Annotated in this window: 12 protein-coding genes; 9 read left to right on the top strand and 3 right to left on the bottom strand. The window is 65.5% G+C overall.

Annotated features, from left to right (window positions below; genetic code table 11):
- Positions 1 to 41: 41 nt before the first annotated feature.
- The 6 genes from KPL74_21295 (at position 42) to KPL74_21320 (ending at position 7,614) form a co-directional block, all read left to right on the top strand.
- The gene (locus tag KPL74_21295; GenBank protein ID QWT20264.1) at positions 42 to 2,381 is read left to right on the top strand and encodes a GH92 family glycosyl hydrolase; all 2,340 of its coding nucleotides are present in this window, start codon (positions 42 to 44) and stop codon (positions 2,379 to 2,381) included.
- Positions 2,382 to 2,694: 313 nt separating this feature from the next.
- Positions 2,695 to 4,494, top strand: coding sequence for a PAS domain S-box protein (locus tag KPL74_21300; GenBank protein ID QWT20265.1), 1,800 nt, complete (start codon positions 2,695 to 2,697; stop codon positions 4,492 to 4,494).
- Positions 4,491 to 4,937 carry a response regulator gene (locus tag KPL74_21305; protein QWT20266.1) on the top strand — a complete coding sequence of 149 codons (447 nt, stop codon included), beginning with the start codon at positions 4,491 to 4,493 and terminating at the stop codon, positions 4,935 to 4,937. Before KPL74_21300 ends, KPL74_21305 begins: the two co-directional genes overlap by 4 nt.
- Positions 4,938 to 4,968: 31 nt before the next feature.
- The gene (locus tag KPL74_21310) at positions 4,969 to 6,516 is read left to right on the top strand and encodes a response regulator (GenBank protein ID QWT20267.1); all 1,548 of its coding nucleotides are present in this window, start codon (positions 4,969 to 4,971) and stop codon (positions 6,514 to 6,516) included.
- 173 nt (positions 6,517 to 6,689) lie between these two features.
- The gene (locus KPL74_21315) at positions 6,690 to 7,106 is read left to right on the top strand and encodes a hypothetical protein (GenBank protein ID QWT20268.1); all 417 of its coding nucleotides are present in this window, start codon (positions 6,690 to 6,692) and stop codon (positions 7,104 to 7,106) included.
- A gap of 67 nt (positions 7,107 to 7,173) precedes the next feature.
- A complete protein-coding gene (locus KPL74_21320; protein ID QWT20269.1) occupies positions 7,174 to 7,614 on the top strand; it encodes a hypothetical protein in 441 nt (146 codons plus the stop codon).
- A 64-nt stretch (positions 7,615 to 7,678) separates the two neighbouring features.
- On the opposite strand, the gene KPL74_21325 is transcribed toward KPL74_21320, so the two are convergent.
- Together KPL74_21325 and KPL74_21330 are read right to left on the bottom strand one after the other, a co-directional pair.
- A complete protein-coding gene (locus KPL74_21325; GenBank protein QWT20270.1) occupies positions 7,679 to 9,091 on the bottom strand; it encodes a sigma-54 dependent transcriptional regulator in 1,413 nt (470 codons plus the stop codon).
- A 67-nt stretch (positions 9,092 to 9,158) separates the two neighbouring features.
- Complete coding sequence (locus tag KPL74_21330; protein ID QWT20271.1) at positions 9,159 to 10,778, bottom strand: hypothetical protein; 1,620 nt, start codon at positions 10,776 to 10,778, stop codon at positions 9,159 to 9,161.
- 276 nt (positions 10,779 to 11,054) lie between these two features.
- Between KPL74_21330 and sucC the strand changes: the two genes are divergently transcribed.
- The 3 genes from sucC (at position 11,055) to KPL74_21345 (ending at position 15,318) form a co-directional block, all read left to right on the top strand.
- On the top strand, positions 11,055 to 12,215 hold the full coding sequence (gene sucC / locus KPL74_21335; protein QWT20272.1) for an ADP-forming succinate--CoA ligase subunit beta: 1,161 nt from the start codon (positions 11,055 to 11,057) through the stop codon (positions 12,213 to 12,215).
- A gap of 13 nt (positions 12,216 to 12,228) precedes the next feature.
- Positions 12,229 to 13,101, top strand: a complete 873-nt coding sequence (sucD, locus tag KPL74_21340) for a succinate--CoA ligase subunit alpha (protein QWT20273.1) — start codon at positions 12,229 to 12,231, stop codon at positions 13,099 to 13,101.
- Between the two features lie 1,479 nt (positions 13,102 to 14,580).
- The gene (locus KPL74_21345; GenBank protein ID QWT20274.1) at positions 14,581 to 15,318 is read left to right on the top strand and encodes a hypothetical protein; all 738 of its coding nucleotides are present in this window, start codon (positions 14,581 to 14,583) and stop codon (positions 15,316 to 15,318) included.
- Between the two features lie 27 nt (positions 15,319 to 15,345).
- Here the strand turns inward: KPL74_21345 and KPL74_21350 are convergent, their stop codons facing one another.
- Positions 15,346 to 16,098: a L,D-transpeptidase family protein gene (locus KPL74_21350; protein ID QWT20275.1), complete on the bottom strand. Its 753-nt coding sequence runs from the start codon at positions 16,096 to 16,098 to the stop codon at positions 15,346 to 15,348.
- Positions 16,099 to 16,172 lie beyond the last annotated feature (74 nt).

Here is a 16,172-nt window from a genome sequence, read left to right on the forward strand (position 1 = left end):
TCGATCGTGACCCATCCTGAGTCCTTTGTGGGGAGTTTCCGATGTCGAGTTCCACGCGCCTGCGCCGCGGCCTGCTGGCCGCCGCCCTGTCCCTCGCCCTGCCAGCCCTCGCCGTGGCGGCCACGCCCGCCGGCAAGGGTTCCAGCGCCTGGGCGGCGGTCGACCCGATGATCGGTACCGGCGGCGACGGGCACACCTTCCCGGGTGCCACGGTCCCCTTCGGCATGGTCCAGCTGTCCCCCGACACGGCCATGCCGGACTTCAAGCACGCTTATAAGTGGGCGGCCGGCTACCAGTACGGCGACTCCAGCATCCTTGGCTTCTCGCATACGCACTTCTCCGGCAGCGGCCACTCGGACCTGGGCGACTTCCTGGTCATGCCCATCGCCGGCGACGTGAAGCTGGATCCCGGCTCCCCCGACCAGCCCGGTAGCGGCTACCGCTCGCGGTTTTCCCATGCGAGCGAAAAGGCCGAGGCAGGTTACTACGCGGTTACCCTCAGCGACTACGACGTGCGCGCCGAGCTGACCGCCAACGCCCGCGTTGGCTTCCACCGCTACAGCTTCCCCAAGGGCAAGCCGGCCCACCTGCTGCTCGACCTGCGCCCCAGCATCTATGACTACGAGGGCAAGGTGCTGTGGTCGTCGCTGCGCGTGCGCCAGGACGGCACGGTCACCGGTGGCCGTAGCGTGCGTGGCTGGGCCCCGGGCCGCCAGCTGTTCTTCGCCATGCGCTTCAACCAGCCGATGACCTCGCGCGACCTGAAGAATCGCGAAGAGAACATCGTCTACAAGGGCTTCGGTGGCCCGGGCAACCGCGCCGACGACGTCGATGGCATCAGCGGCCGCGCGCTCGAGGGCGTGTTCGACTTCGGCAACCTCGACAAGCCGCTGGTGGTGAAGGTGGCGATCTCGACCGTGAGCGAAGACAACGCCATCGCCAACCTCGACAAGGACGGTGCCGGCTTCGACTTCGATGCACGCCGTGCCGATGCCCGCCAGGCCTGGGAGAAGAACCTGTCGGTGGTCGACCTGCAGGCCCCGGCCGAAACGCGCAAGACCTTCTACACGGCCCTGTACCACGCGATGCTCTCGCCGACGCTGTCCACCGACGTCAACGGCGAATACCGCGGCCCGGACAACCAGGTCCACCACACCGAAGGCTTCGACTTCTATTCCACGTGGTCGCTGTGGGACGTCTACCGCGCGCAGCAGCCGCTGATGACCCTGCTGGAGCCGGCTAAGAGCAACGATTTCGTCAGCTCGCTGATCGCCTCGCGCGAGGCCAGCCCATTCGGCATCCTGCCGGTGTGGGCCTATGGCGGCATGGAAACCTGGTGCATGATCGGCTACCACGCGGTGCCGGTCATCGCCGATGCCTATATGAAGGGCATCCGCGGCTATGACGCCGACAAGGCGCTCGCCGCCATGGTCGCCAGCGCCACTTACGGCCCCTACGGTGGCCTCGACGACTACATGAAGATCGGTTACGTGCCGATCGACCACCAGCCGGAAGCCGCCTCCAAGACCGTCGAATACGCTTTCGACGACTGGTCGCTCGCGCAGATGGCCAAGGCCATGGGCAAGGACGACGTCGCCGCCACCTTCATGAAGCGCGCGGGCAACTGGAAGAACAGCTTCGACACCAAGACCGGCTTCCTGCGTGCGCGCAAGGCCGACGGTAACTACCGCGAGCCGTTCGATCCGTCGTCGGCGGCGTATGGCAGCGACTACACCGAAGGCAATGCCTGGCAGTACTCGTGGTACGTGCCGCAGGACATCGCCGCGCTGATCCAGGACCTGGGCGGCAACGACGCCTTCGTCAAGAAGCTGGACTCGGTGTTCGACGCCAAGGTGGATCCGAAGTCGTTCGCGCACGTGGAAGACATCACCGGCCTGATCGGCTGGTATGCGCACGGCAACGAGCCGAGCCACCACGTCGCCTACCTGTACGACTACGCCGGCCAGCCCTGGAAGACCCAGGAGCGCCTGACCCAGATCATGAAGACCCAGTACACCCCGACGCCCACCGGCCTGGTCGGCAACGACGACCTCGGCCAGATGTCGGCCTGGTACATCTTCAGCGCGCTGGGCTTCTACCCGGTGGCCCCGGGCAGCAACCAGTACGTGATCGGTCGCCCGTTCGTGGAGAAGGCCACGCTCAACCTGCAGAACGGCAAGCACTTCACGGTGAGCACCGACCATCTCGATGCGAAGCACCCGTACGTCGGCAAGGTCACCCTCAACGGCAAGGACCTGGCCCGCACCTGGGTCACCCACGAAGAGCTGACCGCCGGTGGCGAGCTGCACTTCTCCATGCAGGCCGAAGCATCCAAGTGGGGCACTGCCCCTAACGCCGCCCCCTACTCCATGAGCAAGTAACTGCCCCCTGTAGGAGCGCGCCCGCGCGCGACCCCGCTCCCCCACGGTCGCGCCGTGGGGGAGCGGCACGTCTCAAAGCTGACGAACCCGTCACCCCAATTTCACGACGGATTCGGCATCTACATCGCCTTCAATCGGGCGGGTGCGACGCTTCCTCGGCCAGGTTCCGGCACATGCCGTCCGCATGGCCCACCGAGAGCGCCGCACCCGCCCGTTCGCATTGCACAGGGCGGGAAATGTCGAACCGAAACGCCTCCAGCGTTTACAATACGTGCCTGTATTGGGCAGGAGTCGTCGTGGGGATGACGAAGGCATGATCGAACGGATCGGATTGCGCTGGCGGCTCGCCGGCCTGCTGCTGGCCGTGCTAGTGATCGTCGCCCTGCCGTACTTCGCCACCCGCTCCAGCTCGGAGCAGGCGCTCAGCTCGCGCGACTGGGTCACCCACACGTCGGACATCAAGGCCAGCATCTACCGGCTGGACGCGATCCTGCGCGCCAGCGAGGCCGCGGCGTACACGCTGGCGGCGGGTGCCAAGGCGGACGACGAACTGGTCCAGCGGGCGCTCGCGCCGAAGGTCAAGGCGCCGCCGATCCTCGCCGCGCTGCGCGGCATGGTCCGCGACAACCCCGACCAGGTCGCCCGGCTGGGCGCCATGGAGTCGGTGGTGACCGGGCGGATGCAGCTCACCGAGGACGCCCTGGCGAAAGCCGGCGCCGGCGACCGGGCGGGTGCGTTCGCGGTGATGGAAGACGCGCGCCGGATGTTCCCGTTCCGCGACCGGGTGATCGAGATCCTCGCCGAGGAAACCAAACTGCTGGATTCGCGCAAGGAAGACGCGCGTGGCAGCGCCTCGGATAACCGCGTGGTGCTGGGCGTCGCCGCGCTGGCCCAGCTGGCCCTGCTCGGCATCGTGGTCGTGGTGTCGGAACGGCAGATCGCGATCCGGCTCGCCGCCGAATCGAAGGCCGCCGATGCGGTGAACCGGTCGCAGCTGATCGTGCAGGCCGTGCGCGAGCCCATCGCGATGCTCGACGCCGACTTGCGCACCTTGCTGGTCAACGCCGCGTTCGCCGAGCTCTACGGCTACGACGCCGACGACGAAAAAGCAAACATGCCGCTGAAGTCGATCGGCAACGGCGCCTGGGACGACATGGCCCTGCTGCAGCGCCTGAACGATGTGATCGCGCGTGACCGTGAACTGTGGGACTACGAGCTGACCCAGCGCACCGTGGACGGCATCGATCGCTTCGTCGTGATCAACGCCCGCCGTATCGAGCAGCCCGCGCCCGAGCGCCCGGCGCTGCTGATCACGGTCAGCGACATCACGGCTCGCGCCCTGGTCGAGCAGAAGGTCAGCGAACTGAATCGCCAGCTCGAAGGCAAGGTCGAACAGATCTCCGACGTGAACCGCGAACTGGAAGCTTTCAGCTACTCGGTCTCGCACGACCTGCGCGCGCCGCTGCGGCACATCTCCGGCTTCGCCGGCAAGCTCGAGGCGCAGCTCGGCGAGAATGCCGACGACCGCACGCGCCACTACATCGACGTGATCACCAGTTCGTCGCGGCGCATGGCGCAGCTGATCGACGACCTGCTGGTGTTCTCGCGCCTCGGCCGCGGCGCCCTGCGCCTGCAGCCGGTCGACATGCAGTCGCTGGTCGAGGAGGCGCGCGCCATGGCCGAGTCCGATGCCCGCGATCGCCGCATCGACTGGGTGATGGCGCCGCTGCCGATCATGGTCGGCGATGAAAACATGCTGCGCACCGTGTGGCAGAACCTGCTGGGCAATGCGGTGAAATACACCGGCAACCGCGAGGTCGGCCGCATCGAAGTCGGCATGGAACGGGCGCAGTCGGGCGATTACGAGTTCTTCGTGCGCGACAACGGTGCCGGCTTCGACATGCAGTACGCCAGCAAGCTGTTCGGCGTGTTCCAGCGGCTCCATCGCGCTTCCGAATTCCCCGGCAACGGCATCGGCCTTGCCAACGTGCGACGCATCATCGCCCGCCACGGCGGCCGTACCTGGGCCGAAGGCGAGACGGACCGCGGCGCCACTTTCCACTTTTCCCTGCCGGCGTCGGACATGGTCGACGCCAGAACCGGTGACACATGAACCAGCGTGACCTGCGAACGATCCTGTTAGTCGAAGATTCCATGGCCGATGCCGAGATGGCCGTCGATGCCCTGCGCGAAGCCAAGCTGGCCAATCCCGTGGTCCATCTCGAAGATGGCGTGGATTGCCTCGACTGGATGGAGCGCCGCGGCCGCTATGCCGATCGCGAGGAAGGCGATCCAGCCGTGATCCTCCTCGACATCAAGATGCCGCGCATGGATGGCCTGGAAGTGCTGACCCACCTGCGTGCGCAGGAACGCTGGAAGCGCGTGCCGGTGGTGATCCTTTCCTCGTCGCGCGAGGAAAGCGACCTGGCCCGTAGCTGGGACCTTGGCGTGAACGCTTACGTGCTCAAGCCGGTCGACGTGCAACAGTTCTTTACCGCGGTGCAGACGCTCGGCCATTTCTGGGCCGTGCTGAACCAGCGGCCGGAAGGCGATTGAGGGTAGGACGGGCCTGGGTATGAGCGGTGAGATGAAGAAAGTCAGGATCCTGCAGGTCGAGGACAGTGAGCTCGACGCGGAGCTGGTGCAGTCCGAGCTGATCGACGACAAGCTCGACTTCGACGTGTTGCTGGTCGACGACGAGAAGTCGTACGTGGCGGCGCTGGAAGAGTTCCGTCCGGACATCGTGTTGTCCGACCTGAGCATGCCGCACTTCAGTGGCGAGCGCGCGCTGGAAATCCTGCGCGGCCGCAACAGCCCGATCCCCTTCATCTTCATCTCGGCGACGCTCGGCGAAGAGGCGGCGATCGCCGCCCTGCGCAGCGGCGCCACCGATTACATCCTCAAGCAGAACACGGCGCGCCTGGCCTCGGCCGTGCGTCGCGCCCTGCGCGAAGCGGAAGATGCGAAGGCGCGTGCGCGCGCGGAACAGGAACTGATCCGCGCCCAGCGCTTCGAAAGCCTGGCGCTGCTCGCCGGTGGCCTCAGCCACGACCTGCGCAACCTGCTGCAGCCGTTGTTGCTGGCCGGCGATACGCTCGAAGATTATGCGGACGACCCGCGCCTGGCGCGCCTTGGCACGCTGGTGCGCGATTGCGGCCGGCGTGGGCTGGAAATGGTCTCGTCGATGCTTTCGTTCGCGCGCGGTGCGCGCCGTGCGGAACAGGTGAAGCTCGGTGCGCTGACCGATGCGCTAAAACTGCTGATGCAGGGCAGCGTGCCGCGCAATATCCGGATGGAGGTCGACGTCTTCGATCCGGACGTGACCTTCGAGGGTAACCACACCGAACTGCAGCAGGCACTGCTGAACCTGTCGCTCAATGCCATCCAGGCGATGCCGGACGGTGGCACCCTGCGCGTGGAGACCGACCAGGTCACGCTGACCGAAGATTTCTTCATCGACGGCGAAAGCGTGCTGCCGGGCAGCTACCTGCGCCTGTCGGTGCTGGATACCGGCGGCGGCATGCCCGACGAAGTGTTGCAGCGGCTGTTCGAGCCGTTTTTCACCACCAAGGAAAGCGGTACCGGCCTTGGCCTGCTGTCGTGCAAACGCATCGTTGCCAGCCATGGCGGCGTGATGCGCGTGCACAGCGAAGTGGGCGAGGGCACGCAGTTCCACCTATACCTGCCGCTCGTGGTCGAAGAGGAAGTGGTCATCGACCTGCCGCGGATCGAGCTGTCGCTGCAGGGCGAAGCCGAACGCGTGCTCGTGGTGGTCGAGGAGGCGATGCAGCTCTCGCTGCTGTCCGACACGCTGGATACGTACGGCTACCAGGCCGGCGCCAGCCAGAGCGGCACCGCCGCGCTGCAGTGGATCGAAGCGCACGGCGTGCCCGACCTGGTGGTGATGGACGCCGACATGAACCTGTTCACCGGCGTGCGCACCCTCGCCGCGCTGCTCGACCACGGCTACCGCGGCGCGGTGCTCCTCCTCGCCCGCCCGGAAACCCCGCCCAACCTCGACGAACTGCCCGAGCTGGAACACCTCTACATCATCGACAAGCCCATCCAGACCCGCGCCCTCCTGCGCAAGGTCCGCGAAGCCCTCGAAGCCAGCCAACCCACCCCCACCCGCTAGCCAACGCTCCACTGTAGGAGCGCGCCTGCGCGCGATCCCACAAACGCAGAAATCCTGATTTTTCAGATTCCTCCTATTTTCGTGCCCGCCGAGCGTGGCTAGCCTCGTCTGTCCTGTCGCACCAACGCGCAGGTTCAACTGGCAGGGCGGGAGGAAGGATGCTCAGGGATGCAATGGCGCTGTGGCGCTCAATGGACTGGAAGATGCGCACGGCGCTGTTCATCGGTGCCTGCATGCTGCACCTCATGGGATCGATCGCCATCCTCGGCGGACAGACGATGTGCACCTCTCCACCATGCATCGATGCGTGGGCATTCGACGCGGTCCGCGCGGCGTGGCTCGTGCCGGTGTTCCTGCTGCCGTGGGCGGAGTTCCCTGCACAGGAAGCCGAACTGGTTCGCGACTGGGAGCTGTTTGGATGGCTGGCGTTGAATGCCGCGACAGCGACGGGTGGCGTCGCGGGGACGGTGTGGGGTGCCGTGAAACTCAGGCGCCGTTGGCTCGCGCGGCGCGCGCGGCGTACCGTCGTCGGCCTGTTGGCTCAGCTACGGATCAAGGCGGGGCCGCCCGGCGACCCACCGCAGCGCTGAGCACGACCACGCTTGTGGTAAATACATGCCATCACGACCCTGCAACCATCGCTCGGAACAAGGGCCCATGACCGATCGTCCTGTTGTCACGTATGAAAGCCTGAAACTGTTCTTCGCCACCATCTTCAATGCAACGGCTCGGCCTTCGGTTGTCACTGAAGACAACCATCCGATCATCATCCTCGAGCGGGAGGAAGCCGTTCGCAGCAAGACGTCGCTGATGCCTGAACTCAAGCAGGCGACGTCGGATTTCCTGATCGATGTCGCTGCGTTGTCGCCTGAGCGGCGCGCGGCGTTGGACAGGGATCTGGCGGCGGCGGGAGCGCCATCCGTCAGCGTCGTTCGCGCGTGGTTGTCGCGTAAGACGGGCGCCGTGCTGAAGCGGGGGAGGATAGCAAGCGACGAGGAATTCCAACTCGTCAGGAACCTGCTTGATGAGCGAGGGCTGGGGGAAGATGAGGCTGCGGTGGTGCAGGCGTTGTTGGATGCGTATGAATTTGGGGGGTAGTGGGAGGAGGTTCGCGCGCAGGCGCGCTCCTACAGGGGCAGCGGCGTAGCGCATGCGCCCGGCATCAGTCGATGCCGAGCTTTTTCAGTTTGTAGCGGAGGGCGCGGAAGGTGATGCCGAGTTTCCTGGCGGTGGCGGTCTTGTTGTAACGGGACTCTTCCAGGGCCTTGATGATGGTGTCGCGCTCGATGTTGGTGATGTAGTCCTCGAGCGATTCGTCTCCCGCCGAGTTGAGCGGTGCGGGGGCGGCGGCTGCGGCGGGCACGGGCGGCGTGCCGTAAGCGGCGGCGACCGTGGCGGCTTCGCCCGGCAGCGCCGTGCGTTGCGGCAGCATCAGGTCTTCGGCTTCGATCGTGTCGCCTTCGCACATCGCCATCGCGCGTTCGAGGATGTTCTCCAGCTCGCGCACGTTGCCCGGGAACTGGTAGGCCTCCAGCGCAGCCAGCGCGTCGGGTTGCAGCTTGCCCGGCGATCCGCCGGATTCCACGGCCAGCTGGCGCAGGATGAAATCGGCCAGGCGCGGGACGTCGCCGCGGCGTTCGCGCAGGGGCGGCACGCGCAGCTCGATCACGTTGATGCGGTAGAAAAGATCCTGGCGGAACTGGCCCTGTTCGACCAGCGCGGCAAGGTTCTTGTGCGTGGCGGAGAGGATCCGCACGTCGACCGGCACCTCGTCGCGGCCGCCGATCGGGCGCACGGCCTTTTCCTGGATCGCGCGCAGCAGCTTCACCTGCATGTGCAGGGGCAGTTCGGCGACTTCGTCCAGGAACAGCGTGCCGCCGTGGGCGGCCTGGAACAGGCCTTCCTTGTCGGCGTGGGCACCGGTGAAGCTGCCCTTGCGATGGCCGAAGAATTCGCTTTCCATCAGCTCGGACGGGATCGCGCCGCAGTTCACCGGCACGAAGGCGCCGGAGGCACGCGGGCCCAGCTCGTGGATCAGCCGGGCGACCAGTTCCTTGCCCACGCCGGATTCGCCGCCGATGTAGACCGGCGCCTGGTTGCGGGCGAGCTTGGCGATCTTGCCGCGCACTTCGGTCATCACCGGCGATTCGCCGATAAGGCGATCCGCGCCCGGCGAGGCCTTGTTGCCGGATTCGGCCTTGCGCTCCTCGGAGAGGCGCAGCGCCGTCTTCACCAGCCGGCGCAGCAGGTGGATGTCCACCGGCTTGGAGACGAAGTCGAAGGCGCCGGCTTTCAGCGCGTTCACGGCCGCGTCCACGTTGCCGTAGGCGGTGATCATCGCCACGGGCATGTCCGGGAACGTGGCGGCGATCAGTTCAATGATCTCCTGGCCACTGCCGTCGGGCAGCCGCATGTCGGTGAAGCACAGGTCGTAGCGGCGGGAGGCCAGGGCATTCCGTGCCTCGCTGACGCTTCCCACGGCGTCGACGTCGAGTTCCATTCGACCGAGCGTGATGGTCAACAACTCACGGATGTCCCGCTCGTCGTCGATGACCAGGACAGTCTGCTTGCTCATCGGTTCCGAAAGTTTCGGTGAATGTTCCAAATGTAACCGCCCGGGGCCGCCGCGCAAAGGGCGTAGGTCACGCGCGGGCCGCCACGGGGGCCGTCGCCGAGCGGGCGGGCGGGGTCAGGCCGATCCGGAAACAGCTTCCGCCACCGGCCACGCGGACGTATTCCAGCGCCGCCTGGTTGGCCTCGGTCATCTGCCGGGCAAGGTAAAGACCCAGCCCCGTGCCGTATTCGTGGGTCGTGAAGAACGGCTCGAAGATCTGCGCGGCCACCTTGGGCGGGATGCCGGGGCCCCGGTCGATGACTTCGAGGATCGGCAGGCCGACTTCCGAGTGCCGGGCCACGACCATCACCCGGGCCGGCTCGTTCGGCATGCGGCCGTAGCGCAGCGCGTTCTGGACCAGGTTCCAGACCACCTGCTGCAGGTGCTGGGGATCGGCCACCGCCGCCACCGGCTCCGAGCCCGAGACCGCGCGCAGCACGTCCGCGCCCAGGTCGTTGCCCTGGCGGTACTCGCTGACGAAGTCATGGACCCAGCGGCTCAGGTCCAGGGTTTCCGGGCGAGAGCGCTCGCGGCGCGACAACTGGAGAATGTTCTCAATGATCTCGTTGAGCCGCGAACAGTGGTTATTGATGATCTCGACCATGCGCAGGTCGGTGTCCTGCAGGTCGGTGGATTCGGCGAGCAACTGGGCGGAATAGTGGATCGCCGCCAGCGGGTTGCGGATCTCATGGGCGATGGACGCCGAGAGCCGGCCCAGCGAGCTGAGGGTGAGCTCCTCGGCGCGGCGCGAGACCAGCGAGGTGTCGTCCAGGAAGATGAGCACATGGGAATCGTCGTTCGGGGCCAGGCGCGAGAAGCGCGGCACCACTTCCGGGGTGCCGTCGGCCAGCATCGTGGCGCTTTCGTCTAGCTTGCCCGAGGCGCGCCAGTGGTAGAGGCGGCGCGACAGCTCGGGGGCCAGCGAGCCCAGGTCGCGCTGTTCGGCCGACGGGTTGCCCATCAGCATCCATGCGGATTCGTTGAGCTGGTGGATCCGGTTGCCTTCGTCGACCAGCAGCACGCCGGTCTTCATCCGGCGGATGATCAGTTCGTTGACCTGGGACAGGTTGGCCAGGTCGATGCCGCGCTGCTCGGCCAGGGCTTCGGAGGCGCGGATGTTGCGGCCCAGCACGTAGCAGAGCGAGGCGCAGGCGAAGTAGGCGGCGCCGAACAGGCCGTATTCGACCATTTCCCGGTCCGACGACCCTGGTTCGGCGACATCGAAAAGCGAATGGCCGAGCATGCACAGGGTAGCCAGCGCGGCAAAGAACATGGACAGCCGCAGGGGAAGCAGCAGGGCGCCCGTGGCGATGTTCACGGCCAGCATCATGGCCACGCCCATGCGCACGTCGTGCATCAGGACCAGGGCCAGCACGGCGGCGGCGATGTCCAGTGTCAGGCCCACCGAGACGACCAGGACCGGCCGGTGCAGCAGGTGGCGGGTGCGCGTGACCATGACCAGGGCGGCGAACAGGTAGGCCAGGGCCATGGCCCTGGCCAGCACGGGATCGGGCAAGACCGGCCACGCCATGTGCTCCGGGCGGAAGGCGAGGGCGGTGTAGACCGCGGCCTGTCCTAGCCGGAAGTAATTGAAAAAGAACAGTTCGTGACGCGCGGTGGCCTGGTTGGCGGTGGCTCGGGCGGTCATCGTCGGCGCGGGCGTGGACACGTCTTGAGTTCTCCGCCTGGAGGCCCGGCGGGCCCTCGATGACAGCCAGTATAGGGCGCCCTCGCGAGGGGGCAACACGCGTCGGCGGCAGCGGCCCGCCGCAGCGCCCCTTTCCTTTGGGGACGCCATCCGTGAAAATACTTGGCCGTATTGTGCGGAATTTGCGCAGTTCGAGATTTCATCCCCCACACCCGTGCGGTTCCCCATGACCCGCACGCGTTCACACGCTTTTCTCCCGTTCGCTCGAGGTATCGAATGAATTTCCACGAGTACCAGGCCAAAGAACTGTTCGCGAAGTACGGCATCGCCGTGCCCCCGGGCAAGGTTGCCAACTCTCCCGACGCCGCCGTCGATGCCGCCAAGCACCTTGGTGGTTCGCAGTGGATGGTCAAGGCCCAGATCCATGCCGGTGGCCGCGGCAAGGCTGGCGGCGTCAAGTTCTGCCGTAGCCTCGATGCCGTGCGCGATGCCGCCAAGGGCATGCTCGGCACCAACATGGAAACCTACCAGTCGGCTGGCCGCGCGCTGCCGGTGAACCTGGTGCTGGTGACCGACGCGACCGACATCGCGAAGGAACTGTACCTGTCGATCCTCACCGACCGCGACACCAAGTCGATCTCGTTCATCGCCTCCAAGCACGGCGGCGTCGACATCGAGCAGGTCGCGCACGACACGCCGGAAGACATCCACACCCTCGTGGTCGATTTCGTCGAAGGCCTCCAGCCGTACCAGGCGCGTGAACTCGCGTTCAAGATGGACCTGGACGGCAAGCAGGTGAACCAGTTCGTCAAGATCATGCTTGGCCTGTACAAGCTGTTCAACGAAAAAGACCTGGCCCTGGTCGAGCTGAATCCGCTCGCCATCCTCGAAGACGGCAACCTCGCCGCCCTCGACGGCAAGGTCAACTCCGACGACAACGCCGAATTCCGCCACCCGGACCTGGCCGCCATGCGCGACCTGACCCAGGAAGACGCGGCCGAAGCGGCTGCCGTGCAGCACAACCTCAACTACGTGACGATGGACGGCACGATCGGTTGCATGGTCAACGGCGCAGGCCTGGCCATGGCCACCATGGACGTGATCAAGCTGGCAGGCGGCGAGCCGGCCAACTTCCTCGACGTGGGCGGCGGTGCGACCAAGGAGCGCGTCACCGAAGCGTTCAAGCTGATCCTCTCGTCCGACAAGGTGAAGGCCATCCTGGTCAACATCTTCGGCGGCATCGTGCGTTGCGACCTGATCGCCGAAGGCATCATCGCCGCGGTGAAGGAAGTGGGCCTGAAGATCCCCGTGATCGTCCGCCTGCAGGGCACCAACGTCGACCAGGGCCGCGAGCTCCTGGCCAACTCGGGCCTGGCGATCACGCCGGCAGACGATCTCAACGATGCGGCCCATAAGGCCGTGGCCGCAGCGGCCTGAGGAGCGAAGTAGCATGAGCGTCCTGATCAACAAGAACACCAAGGTCCTCGTCCAGGGCTTTACCGGCCAGCAGGGCACGTTCCACGCCCAGCAGGCTCTCGATTACGGTACCCAGGTCGTGGGTGGCGTGACCCCGGGCAAGGGTGGTTCCGAGCACATTGGCTTGCCGGTGTTCAACACCGTGCGCCAGGCTGTCGACCAGACCAAGGCCGATGCCTCGGTCATCTTCGTGCCGCCCCCGTTCGCCGCCGATTCGATCCTCGAAGCCATCGATAGCGGCATCAAGGTCATCGTCGCGATCACCGAAGGCATCCCCGTGCTCGACATGATGCGCGTGAAGAACGTGCTGAAGTCGCACCCGGACGTCGTCCTCGTCGGTCCGAACTGCCCGGGTGTCATCACCCCGGGTGAGTGCAAGATCGGCATCATGCCGGGCCATATCCACAAGCCGGGCAAGGTCGGCATCGTCTCGCGTTCGGGCACCCTGACGTACGAAGCGGTGTTCCAGACCACGAACGAAGGCCTCGGCCAGTCCACCTGCATCGGCATCGGTGGCGACCCGATCAACGGCCTGAGCTTCATCGACTGCCTGAAGCTGTTCCAGGACGATCCGCAGACCGAAGGCATCATCATGGTTGGCGAAATCGGCGGCAGCGCGGAAGAAGACGCGGCTGAGTTCATCAGCCAGTACGTCAGGAAGCCGGTCGTGTCGTTCATCGCTGGCGCCTCGGCTCCCCCGGGCAAGCGCATGGGCCACGCCGGCGCGATCATCTCGGGCGGCAAGGGCACGGCGGAAGCCAAGTTCGCAGCCCTCGAGAAGGCAGGCGTCACCACGGTGAAGTCGCCGGCCGACCTCGGCAAGACCCTCGCCGGCCTGATGAAGTAATACCCGCTTCACCATCGGCGAAACGAAAAAAACCCCGCTCCGGCGGGGTTTTTTTCGCCCATCACCACACCCCGTCCCCGCCTGCACGCGACCGACAATCCACGACCAGCCCCTGTAGGAGCGCGCCCGCGCGCGACCGGTCAATCCACAACCCGCCCCTGTAGGAGCGCGCCTGCGCGCGACCGGTCAATCCACGACCCGCCCCTGTAGGAGCGCGCCTGCGCGCGACCGGTCAATCCATGACCAGCAAAACGCAAGTCCCCGCCCCCCGAGCGTTATCACGGTTATCCACATGCTTATACAGCGCATGTCCACGCCCGCTGTGGATATCCCGGAAGGATCCATGGGGAACCTCGCACGTCGTCGTCGAGGTCACGCTGGGACCGAACACAAGGACGGGCAACCTGTGTGCTTGCGACCACGTATTGACGGTGACGCGCCTGGTCAGTGTCACGAAAATGCGGGGCGGCGAGTGAGCGACGCCCGGCGGTGCCCTACGCCGATATCCACAACCCGTGTGGATACCCGATGCATAACCCTGTGAATAACTCCCGACACGCGTTCGCCGACAGCCACTTGCGTTGTGCTGGTCAATCCATGCGCAGCGCGGTCTCGACGCACTTATCGATATCCACAGGCCGTGTGGGTATCGCCTGCATAACCGTGTGGATAAGTCGCATCGGGTGAGCGGTGACAACCACTTGCATCATGCTGGTTATTGGGTGACCACATCGCTGAAGGCTGTCGCGCGCAGGCGCGCTCCTACAGAACGACGACTGCCGGTGAGACGAACCTGTAGGAGCGCGCCTGCGCGCGACCCCCGATATCCACAGGCACCCGATGTGCCGTTGCCCCTGTAGGAGCGCGCCTGCGCGCGACCCCCGATATCCACAGGCAATGTGGGTATCGCCTGCATAACCGTGTGGATAAGTCGCATCGGGTGAGCGTCGACAACGACTTGCGTCATGCTGGTTATTCGGTGACCACATCGCGAAAGGCTTTCGCGCGCAGGCGCGCTCCTACAGAAAGACCACTGCCAGGTGAGACGAACCTGTAGGAACACGCCTGCGCGCGATGCCCGATATCCACAGCGTGTGTGGATACCTGCTGCATAAGCATGTGCATAACTCGCAACGGGCTTTCACCGACAACGACTTGCGTTGCACTGGTCAATGCTTGCCCAGCACCGCGTCGACGAGTCAGTCGATATCCACAGGGGATGTGGGTATCAACTGCATAACAGTGTGGATAAGTCTCGTCTCACACGTTGCGACAAGGACTTGCGTTGTGTTGGTTATTGACTGACCACGCCACGAATGTCGCACCTGGGATCGCACCTACGCAACACAGGCATCGGCCTACCTGTATCAGCGGTCTGCGCCGATCCTTTGAACGACGTGGCCAACCCATCCTGTCCGGAGATTCGTTCGCCGGGAGAAGGGCGGCGGTCGATCCCGCCGTGAAATCGGAGAACAGTCAATGCTTCGCTATGAAACCAAGGGGCCCGTCTCGGCACACATGGGCGACGAGTTGTCTCTGATGCTTGGAGGCGCGAAGCCGCTTGCAGTCTTTGCCCAGGAAGCCGGGATGTCTCGGTCCGCCGTAGTCCCCGCAGGGTTCGATGCCGCGGTCAAGCAACGGCGCCTCGTTGCGATGACTGTTGAGATGCTCAAGCCGGGATACGCGAGCCACTACTTTGCGCTTCCTGATGAAGCGTGGCGCCTACGGATCATGCGGTCATACGGCGAACTGGGCGCGATGTCCCCGGGTGGCGGTGATCTGGCGTTCAGCCGGTTGGAGCATCAACTGTTCCTCGGCTACATGTTGGGGTACGCCGAAGAAGACACGCACGCCTTCGTAGGTCGGAATGCTCTTCGCATGCACGGCGAGGGGATGCTGAGTGCGGAGGACATGGCGCCCTACATAGCACCGCTGGCATCGACCACCGGCCGCCGTATTGCAGTAGGGAACGTCGACTCGGTCGGGCAGATCGGCGGACGGATCGTGCTTCGTACGGGTCAGTCGATGGCGTTGTCCGTTAGTCCGGGGGAGCAGTGGCGTGCGAAGGCCGTGGCATCGGCCCTGGATGGGGTCGCGGTATGGAAAGGCGATGCAGCTTCGCGCGCTGATGTTGTTCGCTTGCTCGAATTTCTTATCCAGCCCGACGGCGATGAGGTCGAGATCCTGATAGCGTGGGCTGAGCAAACGGTGCCCTGAAGCAAGGCAGCGATCCGTCGTACGTGATCACTGAGCGGGCAGGTTCCAGCTATCGCGCAGGCGGGCGTACTCGGTTTTCGGCAGCAGCACGAACACGGGGTTCTTCTTTGGGTCGAGCCATGCGAGCAGGCGCTCCATCGTGGCGTCGGCCATCGCGGTGCAGCCTGCGGTGCCGGTGGTCGGCGTGCGCCACAGGTGGGCGAAGATGCAGCTGCCCTGGCCTTTCTTGCCGTCGGGGTTGTGTTCGATGACGAAGCCGATGCGATAGGCGTGGTCGCCGTTGAAGTGCAGGTCGCGGCGCATCGGTTCGGTGGCGCCCTCGACCGCTTTCGCACCGACCTTGTCGGCGTCGATGAGTTGGTTGTAGTACGGCGAACCGTCGACGTCGACGCAGTAGTCGGATGCGGTCAGGCCCGTGTATGGCAATGCCGTCGGGTTGTTCTCCGCGTAACCGAACGCCTTGCCGATGCGGAACACGCCCGCGGGGCTGCGCCCGTCACCTTCCTTCTTCTGCGGTCCGTTCGCCTGCGCGGGGCTCAGGCCCACGCCCCATGCGCTGCCCTGCTTGCCGATAGTCACCGGCGACGGGTCGCCGACGGCCTTCCAGGCTCCGCCTTCGCGAACGTAGGTGCGCAGGGTGCCGAGATTCGCATCCCAGCCATCGGTGGTGACCACGACCATCTGCCGCGAGACCGACCACGCGGCGGGCGCCTGGAACGCGCCTGCCGAAGCGGTGAGCGAAAGGGCGAGCAAGCCGGCGAGGCGGGGCAGGATGGCCATGGGACACTCCAGTCAAAAGAGATTCACGTCCGCGCCGTTTCGCCATTCGGGCGCGACACGATCCGGACGGCTCG

The organism is Bacillus sp. NP157 (genome assembly GCA_018889975.1).
Lineage (GTDB): Bacteria > Pseudomonadota > Gammaproteobacteria > Xanthomonadales > Rhodanobacteraceae > Luteibacter.

Excerpts from the sequence above, each read along its gene's own strand:
- KPL74_21295 (QWT20264.1), top strand. The coding sequence starts at position 42 with ATGTCGAGTTCCACGCGCCTGCGCCGCGGCCTGCTGGCCGCCGCCCTG.
- KPL74_21300 (QWT20265.1), top strand. The coding sequence starts at position 2,695 with ATGATCGAACGGATCGGATTGCGCTGGCGGCTCGCCGGCCTGCTGCTG.
- KPL74_21305 (QWT20266.1), top strand. The coding sequence starts at position 4,491 with ATGAACCAGCGTGACCTGCGAACGATCCTGTTAGTCGAAGATTCCATG.
- KPL74_21310 (QWT20267.1), top strand. The coding sequence starts at position 4,969 with ATGAAGAAAGTCAGGATCCTGCAGGTCGAGGACAGTGAGCTCGACGCG.
- KPL74_21315 (QWT20268.1), top strand. The coding sequence starts at position 6,690 with ATGGCGCTGTGGCGCTCAATGGACTGGAAGATGCGCACGGCGCTGTTC.
- KPL74_21320 (QWT20269.1), top strand. The coding sequence starts at position 7,174 with ATGACCGATCGTCCTGTTGTCACGTATGAAAGCCTGAAACTGTTCTTC.
- KPL74_21325 (QWT20270.1), bottom strand. The coding sequence starts at position 9,091 with ATGAGCAAGCAGACTGTCCTGGTCATCGACGACGAGCGGGACATCCGT.
- KPL74_21330 (QWT20271.1), bottom strand. The coding sequence starts at position 10,778 with ATGACCGCCCGAGCCACCGCCAACCAGGCCACCGCGCGTCACGAACTG.
- sucC (QWT20272.1), top strand. The coding sequence starts at position 11,055 with ATGAATTTCCACGAGTACCAGGCCAAAGAACTGTTCGCGAAGTACGGC.
- sucD (QWT20273.1), top strand. The coding sequence starts at position 12,229 with ATGAGCGTCCTGATCAACAAGAACACCAAGGTCCTCGTCCAGGGCTTT.
- KPL74_21345 (QWT20274.1), top strand. The coding sequence starts at position 14,581 with ATGCTTCGCTATGAAACCAAGGGGCCCGTCTCGGCACACATGGGCGAC.
- KPL74_21350 (QWT20275.1), bottom strand. The coding sequence starts at position 16,098 with ATGGCCATCCTGCCCCGCCTCGCCGGCTTGCTCGCCCTTTCGCTCACC.